This window comes from Acidithiobacillus ferrivorans (assembly GCF_016250455.1).
GTDB classification, from domain to species: domain Bacteria; phylum Pseudomonadota; class Gammaproteobacteria; order Acidithiobacillales; family Acidithiobacillaceae; genus Acidithiobacillus; species Acidithiobacillus ferrivorans.
Map to the genome: position 1 here is coordinate 2573241 of NZ_CP059488.1, position 21725 is coordinate 2594965.

Genomic DNA, 21725 nt, shown 5'->3' on the forward strand with positions numbered 1-21725 from the left:
ATTGGATGACACCTCATTACACGTTCAATCGAACCACCGTGATAGCCGGGGCCAGGTACTTTGCCGCCCATTGTATGGCTTGCCACTCTGTCAGTTCATTGCGTTATGAATACCTCACTGCAGATCTGGGTATGTCGAAAAGTGAGGTGGTGAAGGACATAATGCTGCCGAGTGGCGCCGCATTTAAGGGGACAATAGATTCTCCGATGCCCTCTGACATGGCAGCCAAATGGTTAGGAAAGCCACCTCCGGACCTGAGTCATATGGACAGATATTTGGGATCGAAGTTTATTTATACGTATCTACTGTCATTTTATTGGGATCCTGCCCGTCCATCGGGTTGGAATAACTATGTTTTCCCGATGGTTGCCATGCCTAATGTATTGGCCCCATGGGGGGGTACCGTAGGACCCAAAGGCCAGGTCATTTATCCTGGGAAGTTGTCTCCTGCGGAATACCATAAGAATGTTGCTGATGTCGTCGCATTTCTCCGGTATGCCTCGGATCCGTCATATTTCAAGAGAATGGCTCTTGGTCCGTACATTATTGGCATTCTATTGCTATTCACAATCCTCGCCTACCTTCTGAAGACGGCATATTGGCTAGACTTAAAGAAAAAGGGTAGACATGTCGGTACCAGAGTAAAAGGAAGTTAAAGCTATAATACCCCCGGGCAGTTTGGAAAGAATGCTTATTGTTGCCCGGGAACACAACACCCACAACCGTTATTTCCCCTAGCCACACGCTTCGGCAAGCACCGCGGAAGCGTTGTGTTCATCCGCAAAGATTTTTGAGCTGGATCAAAACAAGCTCGTCATCCCCTGTCGACCAAAAAAACTCGCTGCCAGCATTTCGCCACCATCTTTATGATAGACGATGTATTGACATTGGAAGACGCGTTGGTAGTAGAGCAGGCATATTTCGCTTTTATTAAACAGGAATATGCGGTTAGTACGGACAACCGGATCAATCCCTTCATCGACAAAGAGGTGTGATGTGATGAAAACCAACCAAAATCATAATATTCAGGCTACGCCATCAGCCTGGGCCGTGCAGATAATGGGTATCGCTCTTACCCTTGGAAATCTTATACTTTATGCTATGCCCATTTTGATACTGTCTATTGCTGTAGGTCATTGGTTTGCAACAAACTACCTACTGGAATTTGTTGCAATTTTTGCCGGGCAGATTATTGGTATTCTCCTGGTTATCCGCTTGGAGCGTTATCGTATCCGCACAGCCGCACAGCAGACTTGCTGACGAGCATTTTTTCCGGACAAAAAAAAGCCACCGCCGCCACCGCCAATATCGGTTTTGAAGCCAAACTCTGGCTGGCGGCCGATAAGCTCCGCAACCATATGGACGCGGCGGAATACAAGCATGAGGAAATTAACTCTTAGCTTGAACCGATGACTCTGGATCAGCCAAGAGGAGCGCTAGGGGGAAGCGTGAAAGCAGACGACCTACGGACAATGCCTCTGCCCCTCCCTGCAGGTCCAGATCCTCACCGGTGAATTGATTTCGGAACCGCAGTGCTTTCCAGTTCTTGGGAAGAATCAGCGCGGTGTCTTCCCAGACCTCAAGCCCTAGCGGCAGAGGGTGGCTTTCGTCGGCGCCTAGAAGGCGGAAGCAGAGACGCGGCACCACGGTCAAGGCCACACCGTCTGGTCCTTTGCGGGCGAAGGCGCAGAGATGCTTCGCATGCTTCCCACACGCGCGCAGAGAGATATAGCTGCCGCTTTGGAATAGCTCTGGCCGCTGGCGCCGGGCCTCCAGGCTGCGCCAGGTGAGATAGAGCTTGAGACGGCCCCGGTCGGGCTCAATGAGGAGATCCTGCAGGTCTTCTGTGCGCACATGCACCGAGAATCGCGATTCCAATTCTGATAACGCATCAGAATAAGCGGCAAAATCCACCGGTCGTCGATTGTCAGGATCGACCAGGTGCAAGACCAAGTCTTCACAGCCCTGATAAATATCCGGCACACCGGGGGCCGTGAGTTTGAGCAGGGTCATGCCGAGGCTGTTGAGTGTGCCGAAATGACGAATGATTCGGCATAGATCAGTGCAGGCCGACGGGAAAGGATTATGGGAGTCTTGGTCCAGAATAGCGCGGATGAAGCGTTCCAGGGCCTCTTCGTAGGCGCTGTCGGGATTGATCCAGCTGCTGTGCACTTTGGCTTCACGGACCACCTTGCGCATGTAGGCGACGATGCGCTCCACGTAGTCGGCATCGGGCGTTTCCTGAGCGGGCCAAGTGCCGAGCAAAGTTTGATAGATCAGGTACTCGTCATTGGCATCGGGAGCGGAATTGCCGTCGATCCGACCCTTTTTGCCGTTATTGAGATGCTGCCAGCGTTGCAGTGCCTGTTGCCAGCGTTTCGGCATCTCCGAGAGCACGGCGATGCGGGCCCGTACGTCTTCGGAGCGTTTGCTGTCATGAGTCGAACTGGTCAGCATGTCGTGGGGGCGGTACGCAGCACGGTCGCGGCAGCTTTTGTGGAAGGCGGCGACAGAAATGCCGAAATGACGGGGATCGCCGCCCACATCATTGAGACATGTGAGGCGTTGGTAGCGATAGAGGGCGGTGTCCTCACCGCCTTTGGCCATCACCGGGCCGGTGTATTGCTGGAATTTGCCGACAAAGGCGATACGCTCCCGAGTGTAGGCCGGAGGGTTCCCAGGCAGGGCGGACAGGGTCAGCACCTCCTCCAGAAACTGGAAGACGCTGACATCTTCCGCCTGGCTGTTGCGGCGAGCCTGGTTTATGGCGGTTTGGACGCGCTGCCGGTCCGCATCCAGAAGAATTCCATCGGCACTGTAGGTCCGGTAGACCGGAAAGTAGGCGATCACTTCCTGGAGTGCCCAGCGCAGGCCGTTCAAGGTGTAGTCCCGGGTGCGCCGGTCGGTCTGGGCAATATGGCTGAGATGGTCAGCCAATACATTGAGTTCGCTGGCCATGGAGCTTTTCATGATCAGTTTTTTGCAGTCATAGAGGAGCGTATCGAAGTCGCACGGATGACCGATGAAGGCGCTGTACAGGCGCTCGAAGGCCGCCCGCGCTCGGTCATTCACGAAAAGGCTGGTCACGTCGTTGGCAAAGTCGTAGCCGGTACTGCCGTGTACCGGCCAGTCCGGGGGCATGGCTTCGCCGTCTGCGAGGATCTTTTCCACTACCAGGTAGAGGCTTCTGCCGCCCTTGTCGCGGCGGGCTTGCCGCCAGGCCCGCCAAGCCTGGATGCGGCGGAAATACATCTGCGGATCGTAGAGTCCATCCGGGTGATCGATGCGCAGGGCATTTACACGCCCTTCGGACAGGAGTCGGAAAATGAGCCGGTGGGCATCGCCGAAAACGGCGGGGTCCTCCATCCGTAAGCCAGCCAGATCGTTAATGTCAAAAAAGCGGCGGTAATTGATATCATCCGCCGCCACGCGCCAGAAAGCGAGGCGGTAGGCTTGCGCCTCAATCAACCGATGCAGACTGTCAAAACTTTCTGCATCACCGGGATGGCCGTTGAAGAGCACTATGTTTTCCTGCAGAAAGGCCGTGACCTCCGGAGATCTGGCACAGAGCTCCGCCAGCAGGCGCCGATATACCGTGCCATCTCTGACCCGGGCTGCCCGGCTTTCCGCCTCGGCACTGTACCGCTCTGGCAAACGGCGCAAGGCGTCGGAAAGCGTGGCCAGTTCCTGCGTGTCGGGGTGCTCCATACCCAGCTCGGTGCGCAGGATATCGGCACGCAGGTCGAGGATTCGCGGATATTCGCGGGGATCTACAGGGAAACTGTTTTCCAGATATTGGATGTAGATTTCTCCCTGTTCCGCTGCGAAACACAGTTTCAGCTCGCCGTCTTCCAAGACCTGGCCGTAATGGTCGCCCAGGACCGGCAAAAGCACTTTGCCGCGCAGTTGCGGGTTCAACGGATACCAGTCGATGTCGAAATAGTCCGCGTAGGGCGATGCTGGTCCGTGCTCCAGCACATTCAGCCACCAAGCATTGTCACTGCCCAGCGCACCCATGTGGTTGGGTACGATGTCCAGCATGAGGCCCATGCCGTGCGCGGCCAGAGTGTCGGAAAAACGCAGAAAATCCTCGGAGCTGCCGATTTCCTGATTCAGCGCATTATGATCGACAATGTCGTAACCGTGCGGGCTGCCTTTGCGGGCCTTGAGGATGGGCGAAGCATAGCAATGGCTGATACCGAGACGGGTCAGATAAGGAACGAGGGCGGCGGCATCATTGAAGGTGAAGTTCTGGTTAAACTGCAGGCGATAAGTGGCGCGTGGAATGGGGATTGTCGCCTCAGCGATCTGTCCGCGTGGCGGCACAGGACGCACTTCGCGCAGGGTCGCGAAAAGGCCGTTGACGTGCGGATCTTCGGCCCATTGTTCCAGAGTCAGGGGGAGTTTGCGCCGCCAGTTAGGGTACTGATCTGCCGTGCCGGGCAGGTTGCTCTGGTCCGTCACGGCCAGAACGTCATCCATTTGTACCAGTAGCACGGCACTAGCGGCACGGGCCAGCAAGTGATGAATCGCGCGAATCATGTCATCTGTCAGTTTTGAGAGATCCACCGGCTGTACACCAACCCCTCTCGGCAGAAGCCCCTCCCGTTCCAGAGCAAGGAGGAGAAAGCTGCGGTCCCGGGCACGTTCAACAATGAGACTGTCGCGCGTCGCGGTATCGGGGATCAGATCCAGTGCGGCGCGGGTATCCAGATCCAGCCCCTGCCAAAACCCCGCCAGAGTGGGCAGATCGTGGGTTGTTAGCGCCGCCACCGACCATGCCGGGTAATCCTCTGGAGGCCGGTATCCGTGTTGCGGGTCGGCTTCCAACAGAAGCACGCGATAGGAGAGGATGCCCCAGGACTGGAGGGCGTCCCTGATTTCTTCTGTCACCATGCCCAGATCTTCGCCTACCACCAGACAATGATGACGTTGACTCTCTAACGTAAGGATGCCGAGGAGCTCGTCCAGAGGATAGCGCACATAGCCGCCTCTTGCGGGGCTTTCACCGGCAGGTATCCAGTACAAACGCATCAGGCCCAGGATGTGATCCAGACGGATGGCGCCAGCAACCCGCATATTAGCGCGCAAAAGGGCGACAAACGGCGCATAGGCTGCCTTGCGTAGGCGCAGAGGGTGCCACGGTTGCAGTCCCCAATCCTGGCCTTTACGGTTAAAGGCATCGGGGGGAGCGCCTATATGGATGTTGGGGACATACAGGTCCTGGTCATTCCACGCATCAAAACCACCCGGGTCGACGCCCACCGCAATGTCCTGGTAGAGACCGATACCCAGGTCGAGGGCATAGGAACGCTGGCCGACTGCATCCAACTGTTCGGCTACAACCCATTGCAAATACTGAAAAAATTCCACACGATCCGGCTGCTGCGTGGCAAACTCCGCTACCGCAGGTGCTTCGGGACGACGATATTTTTCAGGCCAGACCGGCCAACCCCAGGGGGGAGGATCCTGGGTCTGGAGGTGTTCCCGCAGGGCCTCGAAAACCCCCAGGCGGAAGAGCGCCGCGCCGCCCTCTATCTGAAATTGGCGGAAGGCACGGGCGCGCTCGCCATTGCCCGGCAGTTCCGTTTCGCGAAAGGCGCGATAGAGGAGCTCCAGAATCTCCCGCTTGGCGGCGGCCACCCCCCCATAGTCCACCAGGTCAGTGCCGCGCAAGGCGCGCAGATCGGCCTGGAAATGAGCGTCATAGACCTTGTCGTGGGCCGCCTCACAATGGGCAAACTCCGGCACAGCTTCCACGTCCACATAGAGAATGTTGAGGAATTTTCGACTGGAAGGGCTGTAGGGACTGGCATGGTGGGGATTGTCTGGGAAAAGCGCATGTAATGGGTTGAGACCAACCAGCTCCGCGCCAGATTGGGCCGCAATGTCCAGCACCTGCAGGAGATCGCTGAAATCACCCATACCCCAGTTGCGACCCGAACGCAGCGCGTAAAGTTGCAGCGCAGGGCCCCAAACTTTCCGCGACTCCTGGATGGCTTCGGGCGTATAGCAGGCTTCGGGGACGGTGATCCACGGCATTTCTGCCCGGCGCCCGTCTGGCCCCTGCAGGGTGAGATGGTGATAACCCAGCCGGGGAGCAAAGGGCAACTCCAGGCGGCAACGCCGGTAGACTCGCGTGCCGATGCAGCCTTCCTCCAGCAGTTCCAGGTCAGCGGGCTGGAATGTGCCTTCTCGGGCTTCCCCCTCCTCAGGATAAAAGCGCCAATGCCAGATCTCCTGAGCGACGTCCACGGGTAGGGAAAGGGCTACCCGGGGGGGCTCGGGGGTGATCCGCTGCACCAGGAGCGGCGGCAGGGGGGATTGCCATGATGCCGCCTCTTTCTGTCGCAGGGCTTCGCGGGCAGCTTGCGCATTTTCTGTCGGTACGCCCAAAGCGTTTAACAAGGCCAGTAAAGTGCCTTGCGGGACAACGTGCTTCCTTCCGAAGGCGTTGTGATAATGCTCCAGAACGCCATAGCTTTGACACAGTTCACGGATTAGGTCCTTGTCGAAGGATGCTTTCATGGGGGTTGCTCCCCAGCGTCTTCATCCAGCAGGCAGAGCACTCCCCAACCAGGGAGGCGTTTTTTCTGCAGCAGGGCGGTTGCCTCCGGTGGTTGCGCAAAGACCATCCGGCCTTTAGGGATCAGGTCCAAAAACAGGGGTTCTGGTGCCCATTGCCCATAGAGAGAAAGTATGGCGCCGTCGGCCAGACGCCAGTGCACTGCCAGGCCGGTTTTTCCCAGAAGATGCCAGGTGCCGCTGTCCCCCGGAACTCCGGCGAGACGGGGCACAATCTCGTCCCTGCGGATCTGTAAAAGCCGGCGGTAATACTGTAACCAATCCGCGTGCGGGCCGCGACTACGCTGTGTCCAATCCAGTGTGCTGGCGATAAAGGTCGATTCAGCACCGGGGTCTGGTATTTGCGTTGCTGTCTCCCCGGTGGAAAAATGCGCGAAAGCGGCAAATTCCCGGCGCCGTCCCTCCCGCACGGCTTGACTCAGTTCCCCACTGAAATCACAGAAGAAGAGGAAAGGGCTGATGGCGGCGAATTCTTCACCCATGAAAAGGAGCGGCACCGCGGGAGCGAGAAGTAACACTGCGACGGCGGCACGCAGGGCTGCGGCGGGGCAGAGGCGGGAGAGCCTCTCGCCCCGGGCGCGATTGCCAATCTGATCATGGTTTTGCAAAAAATTGACAAATGCGATGGGGGGCAGGTACGCGCTGGCTTCACCACGGGCACGCTGGCCGCGGTAGACAGAAGCTTGGCCCTGCCAGGCAAACCCCTCCGCCAGACAACGACCCAGATGATCGGTGGGCTGGTCGGCAAAATCCCTGTAATAGCCGTCCTTCTCCCCGGTCAGCAGCACATGCAGCGCATGGTGGAAATCGTCATTCCATTGGGCCCGATAGCCCCCTGATCCAAGATAGTGAGCAGCATTGTGATCATTTTCGAGCATCAGGTGGATCTGACGATCCTGCCCGGGCCCGGCGGCCACAGCGGCGGCGATTTCTTCCAGGATGTCGGGATGGGAGTCGTCGCAGATGGCATGTACGGCGTCGAAACGCAGTCCGTCAAAATGATATTCCTCCAACCAATACAGGGCATTATGTCGAAAAAAGTCGCGTACCACGCGGCTGTTCGGTCCGTCAAAATTGATGGCGGGACCCCAGGGGGTATGATGCCTTGGGGTGAAAAAATCCTCGGCGTAGCGATGCAGGGCATTGCCCTCGGGGCCGAAGTGGTTATAAACCACGTCCAGGAAGACCATGAGTCCCTTGCCATGGGCGGCGTCCACCAAGGCCTTGAGATCCTCCGGCCTGCCATAAACGGCATCCGGGGCGAAAGGGAGCACGCCATCATAGCCCCAGTCCCGGCGGCCGGGAAAGTCTGCCAAAGGCATAAGCTCCACCGCCGTAATGCCCAGATCTGCCAGATCATCCAGGCGTTTCATGGCGGCCCGGAAAGTCCCTTCGGGGGTGAAGGTCCCCACATGGAGTTCGTAGATCACGGTCTCGTACCAGGGCCGACCCCGCCAACGGCAGTCCTGCCAGGCGTAGGCGGCGGGGTCGATGACCAGCGACGGACCTTGGGCATCTTCGGGTTGGTATCGAGAGGCGGGATCGGGGACCGCACTACCGTCGGGCAGTAGGAACTGGTAACAGACGCCGCTGCCCAGGCCCGGGGCGAAGTGGTGCCACCAGCCACCAGCCGCACCCGCCATGGGGCGCCGTTTCTCGCCGCCCGCCCAGGACAGGGCGATCTCCAACTGCTGCACGCGCGGCGCCCAAAGCCGAAAAAGGACCCCTTCCGCCTCCACCATCGCGCCAAAGGGCATGTCGTGGCGGCGGATCATTTTCTCCTTCCCCCATGATGCAGGAGGACGAGGGAACGCCCTTGCAGCAGATAGCGCTCTCCGCTCTGCCGCGCCCCTTTGGCCGCGCCGTCGTCCTGAGCGGTATCCAGGAGGAGCTCCCAGAATAATTTGTCATCGGCCAGCGACGGCAGCGTGAAGGGTACACTATCGTGAAAGGCGTTCAGCAGGAGCAGAAAATCCTCGTCTTTTACCGACCGACCCTGTGCATCCAGCTCTGTGAGCTCCGTGCCCGCCAGGTATAAACCCAGGCAGTGTGCGTCACCTTCCTGCCATTCTTCGGCGCCCATTTCCCGTCCGCCGGGATGAAGCCAAAGGACATCCTTAGTCTGGTCTGGCGCCACGGCCTGGCCGCGGAAAAAATGCCGACGTCGCAAGCTGGGATGATCCCGGCGCAACTGGATTATTTGTGTGAGGAAATCCAGTTGCTTTTGCTGCGCTGCGTTGACGTCCCAACGCAGCCAGCTCAAGGGGTTATCCTGGCAATAGGCGTTGTTGTTGCCCTGTTGACTGTGGCTGAGTTCATCACCCGCCAGCAGCATAGGTACCCCTTGGGAGAACAGCAGGCTGGCCAGAAGATTGCGCTGCTGCCGGGCGCGCAGGCCGTTAATTTCAGCGTCGTCTGTCTCGCCTTCGGCGCCGCAATTCCAGAAAAGATTATTATCGCTGCCGTCCTGATTATCGTTCTGGTTAGCTTCGTTGTGTTTTTCGTTGTAGCTCACCAGATCATGCAGGGAGAAACCATCATGGACGGTAAGGAAATTGATGCCCGCCGCGGGGCCGCGTCCGGCCCTGGCATACAAATCAGCGGAGCCGCCCAGACGCGCGGCAAGTCTTCCAAGTTGTCCGTCGTCGCCTTTCCAGAAGGCCCGCAAGGTATCGCGGTAGCGGTCATTCCACTCCGCGCAGCCGGGCGGAAATGCACCCAGTTTGTAACCACCTTCCCCCAGGTCCCAGGGCTCAGCAATGAGTTTGACCCGGGCGAGCACGGGATCCTGGAGCAGGATTTCGAAGAGTGGTCCCATGCGGTCATCGGAGCGGAAGGGGCGAGTCAAAGAAACGGCGAGATCGAAGCGGAAGCCGTCCACGTGCATTTCTTCCACCCAATAGCGCAGGGAGTCCAGAATAAGCTGCATGACCCTTGGGTGATCGGCGTTGAAGGAATTGCCACAACCGGTAGTGTCGATGTAATAGCGGGGTTCATCCGCGACCAAACGATAATAGGCGGCGTTGTCGATACCGCGGAAGCTGAGGGTGGGACCCAATTGGTTGCCTTCGGCCGTATGGTTGTAGACCACGTCCAGAATCACCTCGATACCCGATTTGTGAAGTGCCTTGACCATCTCCTTGAACTCGTCGATTTTACCGCTCGCCAGATACAGGGGGTGGGGCGCAAAAAAGCCCAGGGAATTGTAACCCCAGTAGTTGCGCAGCCCACGCTCCACCAGATCGCGGTCATCTACAAAAGTCTGTATCGGCAACAATTCGATGGCGGTCACTCCAAGCTTTTGTAGGTGCCCAAGTATGGGCGCTGAGGCGAGACCGGCACAGGTTCCGCGGAGGTTTTTGGGAACCTCGGGGTGCTGCATACTGAGCCCACGCACATGGGCCTCATAGATAACCGTGTCCGACCAGGGGGTGCGCGGCGGCCGGTCATCGCCCCAATCGAAGCGGTTATCCACCACGGCTGCCTTGGGCATCTGCGGGGCATCATCCCGTTTATCTAACGACAGATCCGCTTTGACGTTGCCGATGTGGTAGCCGAAATGCGCGTCATTCCAGTCCAGTGTGCCCACCATCGCTTTGGCGTAAGGGTCCAGCAGAAGTTTGTGGGGATTGCAGCGTTGGCCCTGTTCGGGCGCATAGGGACCATGTACCCGGTAGCCATAGACGAGGCCGGGTGTGGCCTCAGGCAGATAGCCATGCCAGATCTCGTTACTTTTCTCGGGCAGGGGGAGTCGATGCGTCTCCTGCTCCCCCTTGGCATCGAACAGGCAGAGCTCCACGCGCTCGGCCTGCCCTGAAAAGAGGGCAAAATTGATCCCATTTCCATCCCATGCTGCGCCTAAAGGATAGGGACAACCTGGCCATAGTGCAGGTTTTCTTTTCACCTTTATGCTCCTTTTACGTCAAACCTGCCCAAATGGCGGCGTCGGGTGTTTGTTCCGACGCGGTTTCCATACCGGCCAAAAGAATCCGCAGTGAACCGCCCAGGATATCTTCCTGTAGCGGCTCCAGAAGCTCCGGAATATCGCCCAGGAGACGCTCCCAGAGCGCCAGTTCCAGGAGATTTTCCCGGAGAGAGGGGTCCGCCGGATAAAAGGCAGCACCCGTCGCTATCTCGTCATAGGCGTGTGCGAAGGCATCCAGACTTTGTTTTGCCCAGGTCCGGGCCCATTCCCGGAGTTGGGGCAGATCATCTCCCGCGCGCGCCGAAAGACGGCGCAGGGCGGCCAGGGCAGCCGCCATCAGCGAGAGTCGCATGGCGGCCAGATCCAGCAGCGGGGACTGTTTGTGGCGTCTTTGTACGGGCGACGAACGCGGATCACCACCAAGATTGATGAGGATAAAATCTTCATCAACCAGTAAAGCCTGGGCGAGGCCCAGGTGACCGGGGCAGCGGATACGGGTGAGCGTGGCGGGCAAGGGCAAATGGCGCCAAGTTGCCAGGCGTTCGGAAATCCGTGCCTGCGCCGCGAGCCAGTCTTGCGCGTTTTGGCGCAGGCCCTCGGGTAAGCCGGGCAAGGCCTCCTCCAGGGCGGCAGCGGCTTTTTCCGCAGCCTGGGCCGTGTGGTCCACCCACTGTGCCAGGTCTTCGGCGGTGAAGGGTTCGGGATCGAAGGCCTGATCGCCGCCGGGCTGTTCCAGGGCGCGGTGCAGCTCGGCGACACGACGGCCAAGGGTGGCCATGCGCAGTCGGTAAAGACCATGATCATTCTCCCTTTGTGGGGAGGCATCCGCGCCGGGTACCGCCGCCGTCATGCGCTCGGTCAGTGTACGTTCCAGATATTCCACGCTGAAAGTCCAGGCATCGCCCTGATTTTCTATATAGCGGCGCAGGAGAGCCAGAGCGAGGGCGTCGCCCTGCGCCGGACGAAACTCCACCCGACCGAGAACGGGTGCCATATGGGTATAAGGGGAGACCTCCGTGAGAAATACGCCCACTTCGAACTCCGGATCACCTCCTGCCTGAAGATGACGATAGCCTTTGAGATAGAGCCGCTCTCCAAAAAGGATATTGTTGTGCCGTTGCTCCAGGCTGGGGCGCTGCAGTATATTCAAATCACTTTCGCTGAAATCCCAGGCAGCACTTTTCTCAAAGGCCAGGACACCGTCGGCGAAGGGGTGCTCGCCGCCGGTGTCCATGCTGCGAACCAAGGTGCGGCAAAAGGCATCGTCACCAAAGGCATCCAGCAGAACACCCAGTCGCTCCCGTTGCCGGACCCGGGCGAGAATCCAGGTATGAAAGGTATCCATGAGATTCTCCTGCTCGTCTTCCCAGGCGATGGCGAGAGGGAGTGAGTAGTGCCTGTTTTCGCCATCCGTGCCGGGAATCTGGATGATCATCCAGAGCCAGCCCTGCTGGCCGCCCGGGGGGCGCCATTCATCCTCGATCTCGACGACGACCGTAGGGACGGTCTCCCGGTCGTCCGCTGCCCAGTGTTTACCCCTCAGATAGGGTGTGAGAACTTCCTCTTGCAGCTGTCGGCGGGTGCGTGCGGCGAGGACGCGACGGATATCGCTGGCCTCTCCATCCAGGGAGAGGAAAGTGCGCCACCCCTCCAGCAGGACGAGGGCAGGCAGCTCCGGACGCGCTAGGCGTTCTTCGTGCCAGGCCGGTGGAGTGGTGTCTTCGGCGAGGGCGAAGGCCAGGAAAGCGTAGGCCGGGAGGGTCAGGAGATAGGGTAGCTGTCCGATGGGCGGGAAGGCACTTTTCCCCATAAGTTCCACCGGGGTACGGCCAGCGTATGCCTCCAGCCCCAGTTCCACCGCCTGCGCCGTGCGCGCGAGATTGGCCACGCAAAGGACGGATACTCCTGCGTACTCCCGTAAATAGGCCAGCATCTTACGGTTGCCCGGGCGCAGGAAGCGGATATTCCCACGACCGAAGACCGGGTGTTCCTTGCGCACGGCGATGACTTTGCGGGTCCAGTGGAGCAGAGACGAGGCATTGCGACTTTGGGACTCCACGTTAACGGCTTGGTAGCCATAGACCGGATCCATGAGGAGTGGCAGATAGAGCTGCTCAGGGTCAGCGCGGGAAAAGCCACCGTTGTAGTCCGGGCTCCACTGCATGGGGGTACGCACGCCGTTGCGGTCGCCCAGATAGATATTGTCGCCCATGCCGATTTCGTCGCCATAGTAGACGATGGGCGAACCGGGCATGCTCATGAGCAACCAGGTCAGGAGTTTGATCTTCTGTCGGTCATTGCCGAGCAAGGGCGCCAGGCGTCGGCGAATACCCAGATTCAGGCGCATGCGTGGGTCTGCGGCATACTCCCGGTACAGATAATCCCGTTCCTGCCGGGTCACCATTTCCAGAGTCAGTTCGTCGTGATTGCGCAGGAAGATGGCCCACTGGCAGTTCTCGGGGATATCCGGCGTCTGGCGCAGGATATCCGTGATGGGATGGCGGTCTTCCAGCGCCAAAGACATATAGACGCGGGGCATCAAGGGAAAGTGGTAGGCCATCTGGCACTCATCACCCTGCCCGAAGTATTCGCGTACATCTTCCGGCCACTGGTTAGCCTCCGCCAGGAGGACACGGTCGCGGTAGTGGACATCGACGGCAGAGCGGAATTGCCGGATGACGGCATGGGTCTCGGGCAGATTTTCATTGTCGGTGTCGGCGCGCACGCAGAGATAAGGAATGGCATCCAGACGCAGACCATCCACACCCATGTCCAGCCAGTAGCGTAGTACCCGAATCATGGCCTTGACTACCTGTGGATTATTGTGGTTCAGATCCGGCTGATGGGAGAAGAAACGATGCCAGTAATAGGCTTTGGCGACGTCGTCCCAGGCCCAGTTGGAGCGCTCGGAATCGGAGAAAATAATACGTGTTTCCGGGAATTTTTTGTCCGTATCGCTCCACACATAATAATTGCGCTTGGCCGAGCCGGGCGGAGCGCGTCGCGCCGCCTGGAACCACGGATGCTGATCAGAGCTGTGGTTGATGACCAGTTCGGTGATGACCTTCAGGCCCCGGCGATGCGCCTCATGGAGGAAATGACGAAAATCGTCCAGCGTACCATAGTCGGGGTGAATGCCCCGATAGTCCGAGATATCATAGCCGTCATCGCGCAGGGGAGAAGGATAGAAGGGTAAGAGCCAAAGAGTGTTCACCCCCAGATCCTGGAGATAATCCAGCCTGCTGGTAAGGCCAGGGAAGTCGCCGATGCCGTCGCCGTTGCTATCCTGGAAGGTGCGGACGTGCAGTTCGTAGAGGATAGCATCTTTGTACCAGAGGGTATCCCCGCCAGCAGAAGCTACCGCTGCCGTGTCCGGCGCGGTCCCCGCCTCCGTTTTTTCTGCTGTCAAAACCTTCCCCTCGCTCTTTCGTCGCGCAGCAACCTCTGTAAAACCTATAGTTCAATGCCGTTGATTATGCAAAAACGACGATTGGAGGCACAGACGTGCCCCCCGCTGAATGCTCAATGGACTGCGCTCATGAAACAGAATGTCCGCTGTGTCACACCCACGGCGCCCTCTTCTCCAAACCATTGCTCCCAGCGGCCATTTCGGAACGGATCGCCGAATTCCATTAAGCCACAGCGCAGGCCATAGGGCTACGGGTCCAAAGGGCCGTTACCAATCTGGAAGGGATCAAGAGCAAGGAAGGCAAGGTCATCAGCCGCTGCGTTCCTTGCGCTAGTCCATCCAACTGGCGTTTTTTTTTAAATGTACTACCCTCTAAGGTGGAGTGTTAGGGTTTGATGGCTATCGGGGTGCGATGACATCGTAGATGTACATCGTTGAGCCACCGTGAATCTGAAAAGGGGCGGGTATATTGCATTGCGATTTTAATCGCCACTAACGCGTTCTTATTGCCGTGGTGATTTATTCTGCGACAGACCGACTTGGTTGTGGTTATTTATCAAGAAAGAGGAGAAATGCCATGTATGAGAAAACGAATAGCCGTTTTAGGACACTACTCACGATCAGCATGATGATTATACCCATGGGACTCGCCGGCTGTGCAAGCGAGCCAGACCTATCGCAGATGAATGCCAAGGTTGATGCGGCTCAAACAATGGCCAAGGCGGCTCAAGACACTGCTAACGAAGCGCTCACGAAGGCCAACACTGTGCAAGACACGCAATATGAAGCCATCAAGCGGGCAGATACCGCACAACAAACGGCTAATTCTGCGCAACAAACAGCCAACCAAGCGATGCGTGCAGCTAATGCCAATAATAGTGAAAATCCATAATCCATACTAAGTGAATAGATTCGGTTAAACGGATGGCACCATCTTTTGTGCGCAGGCCTTGTGGTTGTGTGGCTTTGCTGGGTGCCGGTGCTGGTGTCGGAGGGGCTACTTACGTAGAAAGCGGAGGATTGGCCGAATACCAAGCCTATTACCCAGTGAGCCTTGAGCAGGCTAGCGCTGCTTCTCGTACGGTATCAGGTGAAATGCACATTAGTTATACTGGTAGTATTCAAAAGAAGACGAATGAAAAGGCCATTTATGGGAAAACCATGGATGGGACGAGGGTGGGCGTTAAATTGGAGTCGCCTAGCGCCAAGGTCACCAAAGTTAATATGGGTGTCGGTTTGATGGGAAACAAACACTTTCCCAGCGGTTTTTCAGATTGTTAAGCCGCCAACTAGGCGTCCAGGCAACTGTTACACCACCGGCCATTCACGGTTAAAAGGGTAGTTATATTTTTCTGGCAGGTGGCTTAACTGCCTATGTAAATTGTCTGTGATTTTGTCCGCCTGCCAGGACCTACGCGCAGTCTGAATGCGCACAAAGACATGAAGGCTGGCACGATCGAGAACAAGCGTATTCATGTGGGCCGAATATAAGGTCCTCCTCATTGGTGATGGTTTCATTTTTAATGATTGAAAAATCGGAGATCTTGGCATTATGAATCATTCTAAAGGGATGGATATGACCAATACGATTGGTACGTGGTGTTTAAAGATAAAGCCAATCATTGTTGTATTATAAACACGGAGATCTATGATGACACCCTTAATTCACGTGGTGCTGGTCCTGATAGTGGTTGGCGTACTTCTCTGGCTCGTCAATAACTTTATACCTATGGCGTCTTCTATCAAGTCCATACTGAATGCGGTCGTAGTCATTGTTGTGGTTTTATGGCTGCTAAGTTTCTTTGGGATTTTCACTCTTCCATCTAGGTAAGACCTGGGAGGTGCCACTGTGGCATTGTTATGTGCAGGGTCCGTCAAAGTCGCCTGCTGTAAACATTAAGGAAGACCTATGAAAATAAAATGGTTTGATAAGCCGCAAAAACATGATTACCCGGCTGCCACCTCCTATTTAAGCTTGACGATGAGTCAAGGCGAAGCGGAGTCCATTGTAGACGAATTGAAACAAGCCGATATAACCGAATTTGCAGCCAAAGATATTTTCAGAGCCTCTGAACTATCTCTGCTGGGGGTTAGCAATAGCCATGTCGAGCAAGATACGGCGCAGATTATTCGCGGCGAAAAATTATCCCCTCTGTTGCTTTATAGAAACAAGATCAATGGCAAATTAATCATTGCAGATGGCTATCATAGACTCTGTGCCGTTTATAAATTTGATGAGGATGCCATGATTCCCTGCAAAATTATTTGAGTCGAGGTGGAAACGATGACCAATGAGCCTCGTCAGCACGTTGTATCTCTACCCGAACGGCGCATGCTGCATGCCCCTGTACCGCCTGATTTTCTAGAGCCATCGCACGAGTGGCGGCGTCTGTTTTCGGAGGCTTGGGGTACATTTCTTCTCGTGGTTGTTGCGGCCGGCTCTGTCGTTGTTGGCGCCTGGAGTCATGGCGCAATATCACTGAGCATGATGGTCGTCGCACCCGGCTTGATGGTCATGGCCATCATCTATTTCATGGGTGCCGTCGGCGGTGCGCACCTGAATCCGGCGGTCACACTTGCATTTGCGGTGCGCCGTAATTTCCCATGGAAACGGGTTCCTGGCTATATCTTTTCCCAGTTCGTCGGGGGCATCGCCGCGGCCCTTTTCTTAAGGGCGATGTTCGGCACAGTCGGCCTATTGGGAGCCACTGTTCCTGGAAAAGGGATCAGCGATTTCAAGGCACTTGTCATGGAAGTATTGTTAACTACCGGCTTGGTCAGCACCATACTCGGCACGGCCTCAGGGGCGCGCAATATTGGCTCCAACGCGGCGCTCGCCATTGGCGGTTACATCGCACTGGCTGGGCTTTGGGCGGCACCAATCAGTGGCGCTTCGATGAATCCAGTCCGGTCTTTTGCGCCCGATCTGATACGCGGTGACTTGCGTACATGCTGGATTTACATCGTCGGCCCAATTATCGGTGCGATGATTGCCGTGGGATTCGAATGGATACTCAAAGGCAAACCCACCGCCGCTGGAACAATCGCTGCGGAGGGAAGCCTCGACTAATACTGAGGCGGTTCCACCCTACGGAGCTGTTGACCGAGGGTCGGTCTTGGTCAGCTTCTGATATATGCCGAGTCCAACCAAGGCAAGAACGGATGCAAAAATAATGATGGCCGGGTAGGGTAATAATGAAATGTTTTTTAACCCCGCCTTAAATAGGTAAACCAGCCCCTCAAGTCCTACAGAAATAATAATGATTACAAATATTTTCACTACGCCTCCCGTGATTTCTTTCTGACTCAGTGGATCCTGCGTTCTTGACAGATAGATCTCTTCTTCGATGATGTAACGGCCGACTTCAATGACTGCCATCGCGATCACCACCACGCTGATCATGTTCAGAAGCCCTTCTGATATGGATCCGCTATAGATTAAAGCAATCAATAATTTCCATATCGACCAGACCATCAGCGACCAGGCTGACAGAAAAAGCAAACAGGCTGTAACAATAAAGCTGATGGCAATAAGCTTCTCAAATATTGTTTTCAATTTCTGGTCCCTCACTGTGGAGTCTAGACTGCATCTGGCATGCACTGAATTAACGCCAGATAAAGCTGGTGGATTAGCGCAGACTGGTGCAGATAGCTAACGTCGCCTTGCCGCACCAAGCTAAATGCGAAAAAGTCCACTAATAACAAGTCGTTCCCCGTAAAAAATATCAAAAAACAAGCGCGTCAAAACATTACTATGGGTATTTCATCTCTGCGGGTCAAATTTCCATCTGCTTGCTACGGTGATTTTTATTCCAGACAGATATCGACATTGTGCTCGCGCCAACAATCATTAATGAGTGCGGCCAAACAAGCCACATCCTCAAAGACGACCATTGGCTCATGCCGGGGCACTTTCCATCGTCTCGATAGTAGTTGGGGAAGCGGGCATTTCTGGTGTCTCTGCTATCCAGCGGCCATCCTCTTCCATCTCGTATTCAACATGAAGTTTCATGGTGGCAACCTCGCCCATATCGAGTGTTTACCATGTGCACAGTCTAGCACCTCCGACCGAGCATAGGTGGTTTAAAGGATTACGGAAAGATGAAGCTCATTTTTTGTTTTTGAGGGCGCGCCGTGCTGTAATGACCGTAATCAGGCTTTTACCGCCATCTTCATGCGAAGACGCTTCCCAGGCCGTCATTGATACTCATACCGACGATTGCAAAGGAATATCAGACAGGATCATAGTGCATTTCCTGCAGATGGACCATATCTATGCCAGCCAGCCAGCCGCGTCGTTCCTTACGCACGTTACTGCGTGAGGAACTGGTAGTTTCGCCCTACATTACGAAGGATAACTTCCGGGCTTGCCCTTGGAGGCGATAGATTGACTCATGACTTGACTTGCGCTTTACTCATTTTCGAGTTGCACCGCATCCTTGCTGGCGAGGTGATGAATCAGGACGGTGAAGCGTATCTTTAAAAAGCATGGCTTCCCGCCGGATTTTCAGGAAGAGGCGAGCAAAACCGTGCTGCCCCAAGCGGAGTTGCTGTCGGCGATCTGGGCGGCATGAGGTTTCGCTGGACCAGCACCGAAGGTGGACTGGGCAGCAATGGGGGCGTTCGCCTTAAAGTCAGCAACAGCGAATTATGGGGCCATGCGGTCGCCAATATCACGCCATCGGCCATGCCGGCCGTCACAATTTCTCTGGTTGCTGTGCACAGCGGCGCTTTTACCTGGCTGGCCTATGCCCTCATCGGCGTTCTGATGACCCTGGTGGCCGTGCAGGTGGGCATTCTGGCCAGACATTTCCCCTCCCCCGGCTCGCTGTTCTTTTATCTGAGCAAGGCCCTGCATCCGATTTCCGGCATGATCGCGGGCTTCACCATGATGGCCGGATATTTTGGCGCTTTGGCGGCAGCACCTCTGCTCGGCGGGCTTTTTGTCGAGCAGGCTTTGCAGTTTTTTGCACCGGTTTCCGGGATGGGCTGGATTGCGGGGATTGCGGTGCTCTATCTGCTGGTGGCGTGGCGGCTGGCGCTGCGCGGCATCGAAATTTCCGCGCGCTGGGGGCTTTGGGTAGAGATTTTCTCCATCCTCTGCATTGTGTTGATTGCGGCGGTGACACTCTGGCATTTTGGCTGGCTTGATCCGGCCCAATGGGATTTCCAGCGCTTACACACAGCACCGCTCGCGCAGGCGTTGATTCTCTCGTTGCTGGCTTATGGCGGCTTTGAAACCGCAGGGAATCTGGCCGGTGAAACCAGCGCGGCGCGCACCGCCATCCCGCGCGTCATGGTGCTTTCCGTGCTGATGGTCGGTGGATTTTTTGTCGCCATGGCTTATATTGAGGTGCTGGCTTTTGCCCAGATCCCCGCCTCTCTGGGCAACAGCACCGCTCCGCTCAATGCCATCGCCAAAGCCAGTGGGCATCCCTGGCTGGGTATTTTCTCCGATCTCGCCATGGCGACGGCGGCATTTTCCGCCACTATTGCCACCCTAAACAGTATCTCGCGGATCCTCTACAGCATGGCCGGGCACGGGGTCATCCCGCGTTTCTTCCATCACCGGGACCCACGTTACGGCACTCCGGCGCGGGCGTTGCGGGTGCTCGCCATCATCGTGCTCCTGAGTGTGGCGGTGGTCGCCTTGTGGAGAATTCCCATATTATCGGTGGTCGGCACCTTCGGTACCTTTACCGGGCTGGCCTTTTTGCTGATTTATGGGTTGGCCAACATCGCCACGCCCTGGTTTTTATTCCGCCAGCGCCATGCCCGGCGCTGGCTCAGCCTGATCATCGCCGGTATTAGCCTGCCGCTTCTGATTAAAGTGATGGCGGTCAGCCTCTGGCCCTTGCCCACCGGCGGAGAAGGCGCAGCCACCCTGCTTTTTGTCGCGCTGGTGATGGTTATTTTTTTCTGGGGACTTTATTGGGCGGTGTTTCAGCCGGAGCGTTTGCGCCATATCCTTGTGGCCGTGGATGAACCATAAACCTGAACGCGCCGGGTTTACCCATCCCGAAATCTGGGGAGTCTCCTGGCGCCCGCTAGGCAACATACCGACCACATGGTATCTTGCTCGCACAACCGTCCTGCCCGCCCGCATTGGGCTACTGGCAACACGTTAAGGAGTACGCAGATGTCGCCAACCAGCAAAGATCTTTTTACCCCTCTCAAAATGGCCAGCCACACCCTGAAAAACCGCATCGGGCTGGCGCCGATGACCCGCATGTCCTCGGAAAAGGACAGCATTCCCCGTCAGGATGTATTGGATTTCCTGATCCGCCGCGCCGAAAACGATGTCGCGCTCATCACCACAGAAGCCATCGTCAGCGATTATGAGAGCGCCCAGGGCTATCCTGGCCAGGCGCGCTTAACCACGCAGCGGCAAATTGATATATGGGCGCAGGTCAACGCAAAAATCCGTGCTGCGGGCAGCATATCGGTGCTGCAAATCTTTCATTGTGGCAGAATAGCTTGGAATGAGGTTAATCCCGCCGAACGCACTATCGCACCCAGTGCATTGATCCCCAAACAAAACAACCCGCTGACCAGCGCGCCTTACCCCATGCCGGACGTGATGTCGTCCTTTGACATTGCGCATGTCATTCAGGGTTTCGTCGAAACGGTTAAAGGGGGCATTGCGGCTGGATTCGATGGCATAGAAATTCACGGCGCACACGGTTACCTGATCAATGAGTTTCTGTCGGCCTACAGCAATCAGCGTGCAGATAAGTATGGTGGCAGCGTCGAAAACCGCTTCCGCTTTGCCCGTGAAATCGTAGAGGCCGTGCGTCCGCATGTGCCTGCTGACAAACTGCTCTTTTTCCGGATATCCAACTGGGGTGTTGCGGATATGGAAGTTTCCCTGTTCGCCGATGCCGACGAATGGACACAGGTAATTCGATTCCTGGATCAACTCCCCATCGACGCCATTTCGGTCTCCACCTATCGCTTTAGCGACGAGGCCTTCGGGACCGGCAAAAATATGGCACAATTAACCCGCAGCGCCACCCGGAAGCCGTTGCTGATCTGCGGCGGCATTCATGATCTCGCCACCGCCGAGGCAGCGCTGGCGGATGCCGACATGATCCTCTCGGGCAAATCCCTGTTGCTCAATCCCCACTGGGTAAATGACCTGCGCGCCAACAAACCGATGGATCTTTACTCTTCCGAGCAGGCCAATATTGCCTACACCAAAGAGCCTTTGCCCTGAGCCGCTGTTAAGCCTTCGGTAGGGTTACACCACTCTGGCCCTGATACTTGCCGCCGCGGTCGGCATAAGATACTTCGCAAACCTCGTCTGACTCTAAAAATAACACCTGCGCCACCCCCTCATTCGCATAGATTTTCGCGGGTAAGGGCGTCGTGTTGGAGAACTCCAGGGTCACATAGCCCTCCCACTCCGGCTCGAAAGGCGTGACATTGACGATGATGCCGCAACGGGCATAGGTGGATTTACCCAGACAAATGGTCAGCACATTACGCGGGATACGGAAGTATTCCAGCGTGCGCGCCAAGGCGAAAGAATTTGGCGGGATAATGCAGGTATCCCCGGTAAAATCGACAAAAGAATCTGCGCTGAAATTCTTCGGATCGACAATCACGCTACGGACATTGGTGAAGACTTTAAACTCCCCGGCGCAACGGATATCGTAACCATAGGAAGATAACCCGTAGGAGATAATGGGGTTTCCCTCGATGTGCCGCACTTGGCGCGGTGAAAAGGGCTCGATCATCCCGTGTTGTTCCGCCATGCGGCGGATCCAGCGATCGGATTTGATGCTCATGGTGGAGACTTCCTGT

General features: G+C 56.4%; 17 protein-coding genes. 11 read left to right on the forward strand and 6 right to left on the reverse strand.

Translation table 11 applies throughout. From position 1 onward, the window contains the following. Positions 1 to 5: 5 nt before the first annotated feature. The 3 genes from H2515_RS12815 (at position 6) to H2515_RS12825 (ending at position 1400) form a co-directional block, all read left to right on the forward strand. On the forward strand, positions 6 to 656 hold the full coding sequence (locus tag H2515_RS12815; protein WP_232821632.1) for a cytochrome c1: 651 nt from the start codon (positions 6 to 8) through the stop codon (positions 654 to 656). Between the two features lie 343 nt (positions 657 to 999). Beyond that, a complete protein-coding gene (locus H2515_RS12820; protein ID WP_014028082.1) occupies positions 1000 to 1260 on the forward strand; it encodes a hypothetical protein in 261 nt (86 codons plus the stop codon). Beyond that, the gene (locus tag H2515_RS12825) at positions 1254 to 1400 is read left to right on the forward strand and encodes a hypothetical protein (RefSeq protein ID WP_198660309.1); all 147 of its coding nucleotides are present in this window, start codon (positions 1254 to 1256) and stop codon (positions 1398 to 1400) included. The genes H2515_RS12820 and H2515_RS12825 overlap by 7 nt, the downstream gene beginning before the upstream one ends. On the opposite strand, the gene H2515_RS12830 is transcribed toward H2515_RS12825, so the two are convergent. The 4 genes from H2515_RS12830 to treS are packed head-to-tail and all read right to left on the reverse strand — an operon-like array spanning position 1390 to position 13919. After that, positions 1390 to 6528, reverse strand: a complete 5139-nt coding sequence (locus H2515_RS12830) for a malto-oligosyltrehalose synthase (RefSeq protein ID WP_198660310.1) — start codon at positions 6526 to 6528, stop codon at positions 1390 to 1392. The two genes, H2515_RS12825 and H2515_RS12830, sit on opposite strands and share 11 nt — an antisense overlap. Beyond that, the gene (gene treZ / locus H2515_RS12835) at positions 6525 to 8360 is read right to left on the reverse strand and encodes a malto-oligosyltrehalose trehalohydrolase (RefSeq protein ID WP_198660311.1); all 1836 of its coding nucleotides are present in this window, start codon (positions 8358 to 8360) and stop codon (positions 6525 to 6527) included. The genes H2515_RS12830 and treZ overlap by 4 nt, the downstream gene beginning before the upstream one ends. Next, a complete protein-coding gene (gene glgX, locus H2515_RS12840) occupies positions 8357 to 10489 on the reverse strand; it encodes a glycogen debranching protein GlgX (protein WP_198660312.1) in 2133 nt (710 codons plus the stop codon). Before glgX ends, treZ begins: the two co-directional genes overlap by 4 nt. Positions 10490 to 10502: 13 nt before the next feature. Then, a complete protein-coding gene (gene treS, locus H2515_RS12845) occupies positions 10503 to 13919 on the reverse strand; it encodes a maltose alpha-D-glucosyltransferase (protein WP_198660313.1) in 3417 nt (1138 codons plus the stop codon). Between the two features lie 577 nt (positions 13920 to 14496). Between treS and H2515_RS12850 the strand changes: the two genes are divergently transcribed. From H2515_RS12850 to H2515_RS12865, 5 genes are all read left to right on the forward strand, one after another. Further along, positions 14497 to 14811 (forward strand): lipoprotein, encoded by a 315-nt coding sequence (locus H2515_RS12850; RefSeq protein ID WP_014028077.1) that lies wholly within the window; start codon positions 14497 to 14499, stop codon positions 14809 to 14811. Positions 14812 to 14843: 32 nt separating this feature from the next. Then, positions 14844 to 15200, forward strand: a complete 357-nt coding sequence (locus H2515_RS12855; protein WP_198660314.1) for a DUF3568 family protein — start codon at positions 14844 to 14846, stop codon at positions 15198 to 15200. Between the two features lie 370 nt (positions 15201 to 15570). Further along, entirely contained in the window at positions 15571 to 15750 is a 180-nt protein-coding gene (locus H2515_RS16400) for a Thivi_2564 family membrane protein (RefSeq protein WP_014028076.1), read from the forward strand. A 78-nt stretch (positions 15751 to 15828) separates the two neighbouring features. Further along, complete coding sequence (locus tag H2515_RS12860) at positions 15829 to 16188, forward strand: hypothetical protein (RefSeq protein ID WP_014028075.1); 360 nt, start codon at positions 15829 to 15831, stop codon at positions 16186 to 16188. A 15-nt stretch (positions 16189 to 16203) separates the two neighbouring features. After that, a complete protein-coding gene (locus tag H2515_RS12865; protein ID WP_014028074.1) occupies positions 16204 to 16989 on the forward strand; it encodes an MIP/aquaporin family protein in 786 nt (261 codons plus the stop codon). Positions 16990 to 17007: 18 nt separating this feature from the next. Here H2515_RS12865 and H2515_RS12870 read toward each other — a convergent pair whose 3' ends face one another. After that, entirely contained in the window at positions 17008 to 17475 is a 468-nt protein-coding gene (locus H2515_RS12870; RefSeq protein WP_014029465.1) for a hypothetical protein, read from the reverse strand. A gap of 910 nt (positions 17476 to 18385) precedes the next feature. On the opposite strand from H2515_RS12870, the gene H2515_RS12875 reads away from it, so the two are divergent. The 3 genes from H2515_RS12875 (at position 18386) to H2515_RS12885 (ending at position 21135) form a co-directional block, all read left to right on the forward strand. Then, positions 18386 to 18493, forward strand: a complete 108-nt coding sequence (locus tag H2515_RS12875; RefSeq protein ID WP_197052734.1) for a hypothetical protein — start codon at positions 18386 to 18388, stop codon at positions 18491 to 18493. Then, positions 18490 to 19911: an APC family permease gene (locus tag H2515_RS12880; RefSeq protein WP_198660316.1), complete on the forward strand. Its 1422-nt coding sequence runs from the start codon at positions 18490 to 18492 to the stop codon at positions 19909 to 19911. The genes H2515_RS12875 and H2515_RS12880 overlap by 4 nt, the downstream gene beginning before the upstream one ends. 147 nt (positions 19912 to 20058) lie before the next feature. After that, positions 20059 to 21135, forward strand: a complete 1077-nt coding sequence (locus tag H2515_RS12885; protein WP_198660317.1) for an oxidoreductase — start codon at positions 20059 to 20061, stop codon at positions 21133 to 21135. 7 nt (positions 21136 to 21142) lie between these two features. On the opposite strand, the gene dcd is transcribed toward H2515_RS12885, so the two are convergent. Next, positions 21143 to 21709, reverse strand: a complete 567-nt coding sequence (gene dcd, locus H2515_RS12890) for a dCTP deaminase (protein ID WP_198660318.1) — start codon at positions 21707 to 21709, stop codon at positions 21143 to 21145. Positions 21710 to 21725: the final 16 nt, after the last annotated feature.

Coding starts and splice junctions, on each gene's coding strand:
- H2515_RS12885 (WP_198660317.1), top strand. CDS start 20,059: ATGTCGCCAACCAGCAAAGATCTTTTTACCCCTCTCAAAATGGCCAGC.
- H2515_RS12855 (WP_198660314.1), top strand. CDS start 14,844: ATGGCACCATCTTTTGTGCGCAGGCCTTGTGGTTGTGTGGCTTTGCTG.
- H2515_RS16400 (WP_014028076.1), top strand. CDS start 15,571: ATGACACCCTTAATTCACGTGGTGCTGGTCCTGATAGTGGTTGGCGTA.
- H2515_RS12860 (WP_014028075.1), top strand. CDS start 15,829: ATGAAAATAAAATGGTTTGATAAGCCGCAAAAACATGATTACCCGGCT.
- H2515_RS12880 (WP_198660316.1), top strand. CDS start 18,490: ATGAGGTTTCGCTGGACCAGCACCGAAGGTGGACTGGGCAGCAATGGG.
- H2515_RS12820 (WP_014028082.1), top strand. CDS start 1,000: ATGAAAACCAACCAAAATCATAATATTCAGGCTACGCCATCAGCCTGG.
- H2515_RS12815 (WP_232821632.1), top strand. CDS start 6: ATGACACCTCATTACACGTTCAATCGAACCACCGTGATAGCCGGGGCC.
- H2515_RS12850 (WP_014028077.1), top strand. CDS start 14,497: ATGTATGAGAAAACGAATAGCCGTTTTAGGACACTACTCACGATCAGC.
- H2515_RS12865 (WP_014028074.1), top strand. CDS start 16,204: ATGACCAATGAGCCTCGTCAGCACGTTGTATCTCTACCCGAACGGCGC.
- H2515_RS12830 (WP_198660310.1), bottom strand. CDS start 6,528: ATGAAAGCATCCTTCGACAAGGACCTAATCCGTGAACTGTGTCAAAGC.
- dcd (WP_198660318.1), bottom strand. CDS start 21,709: ATGAGCATCAAATCCGATCGCTGGATCCGCCGCATGGCGGAACAACAC.
- treZ (WP_198660311.1), bottom strand. CDS start 8,360: ATGATCCGCCGCCACGACATGCCCTTTGGCGCGATGGTGGAGGCGGAA.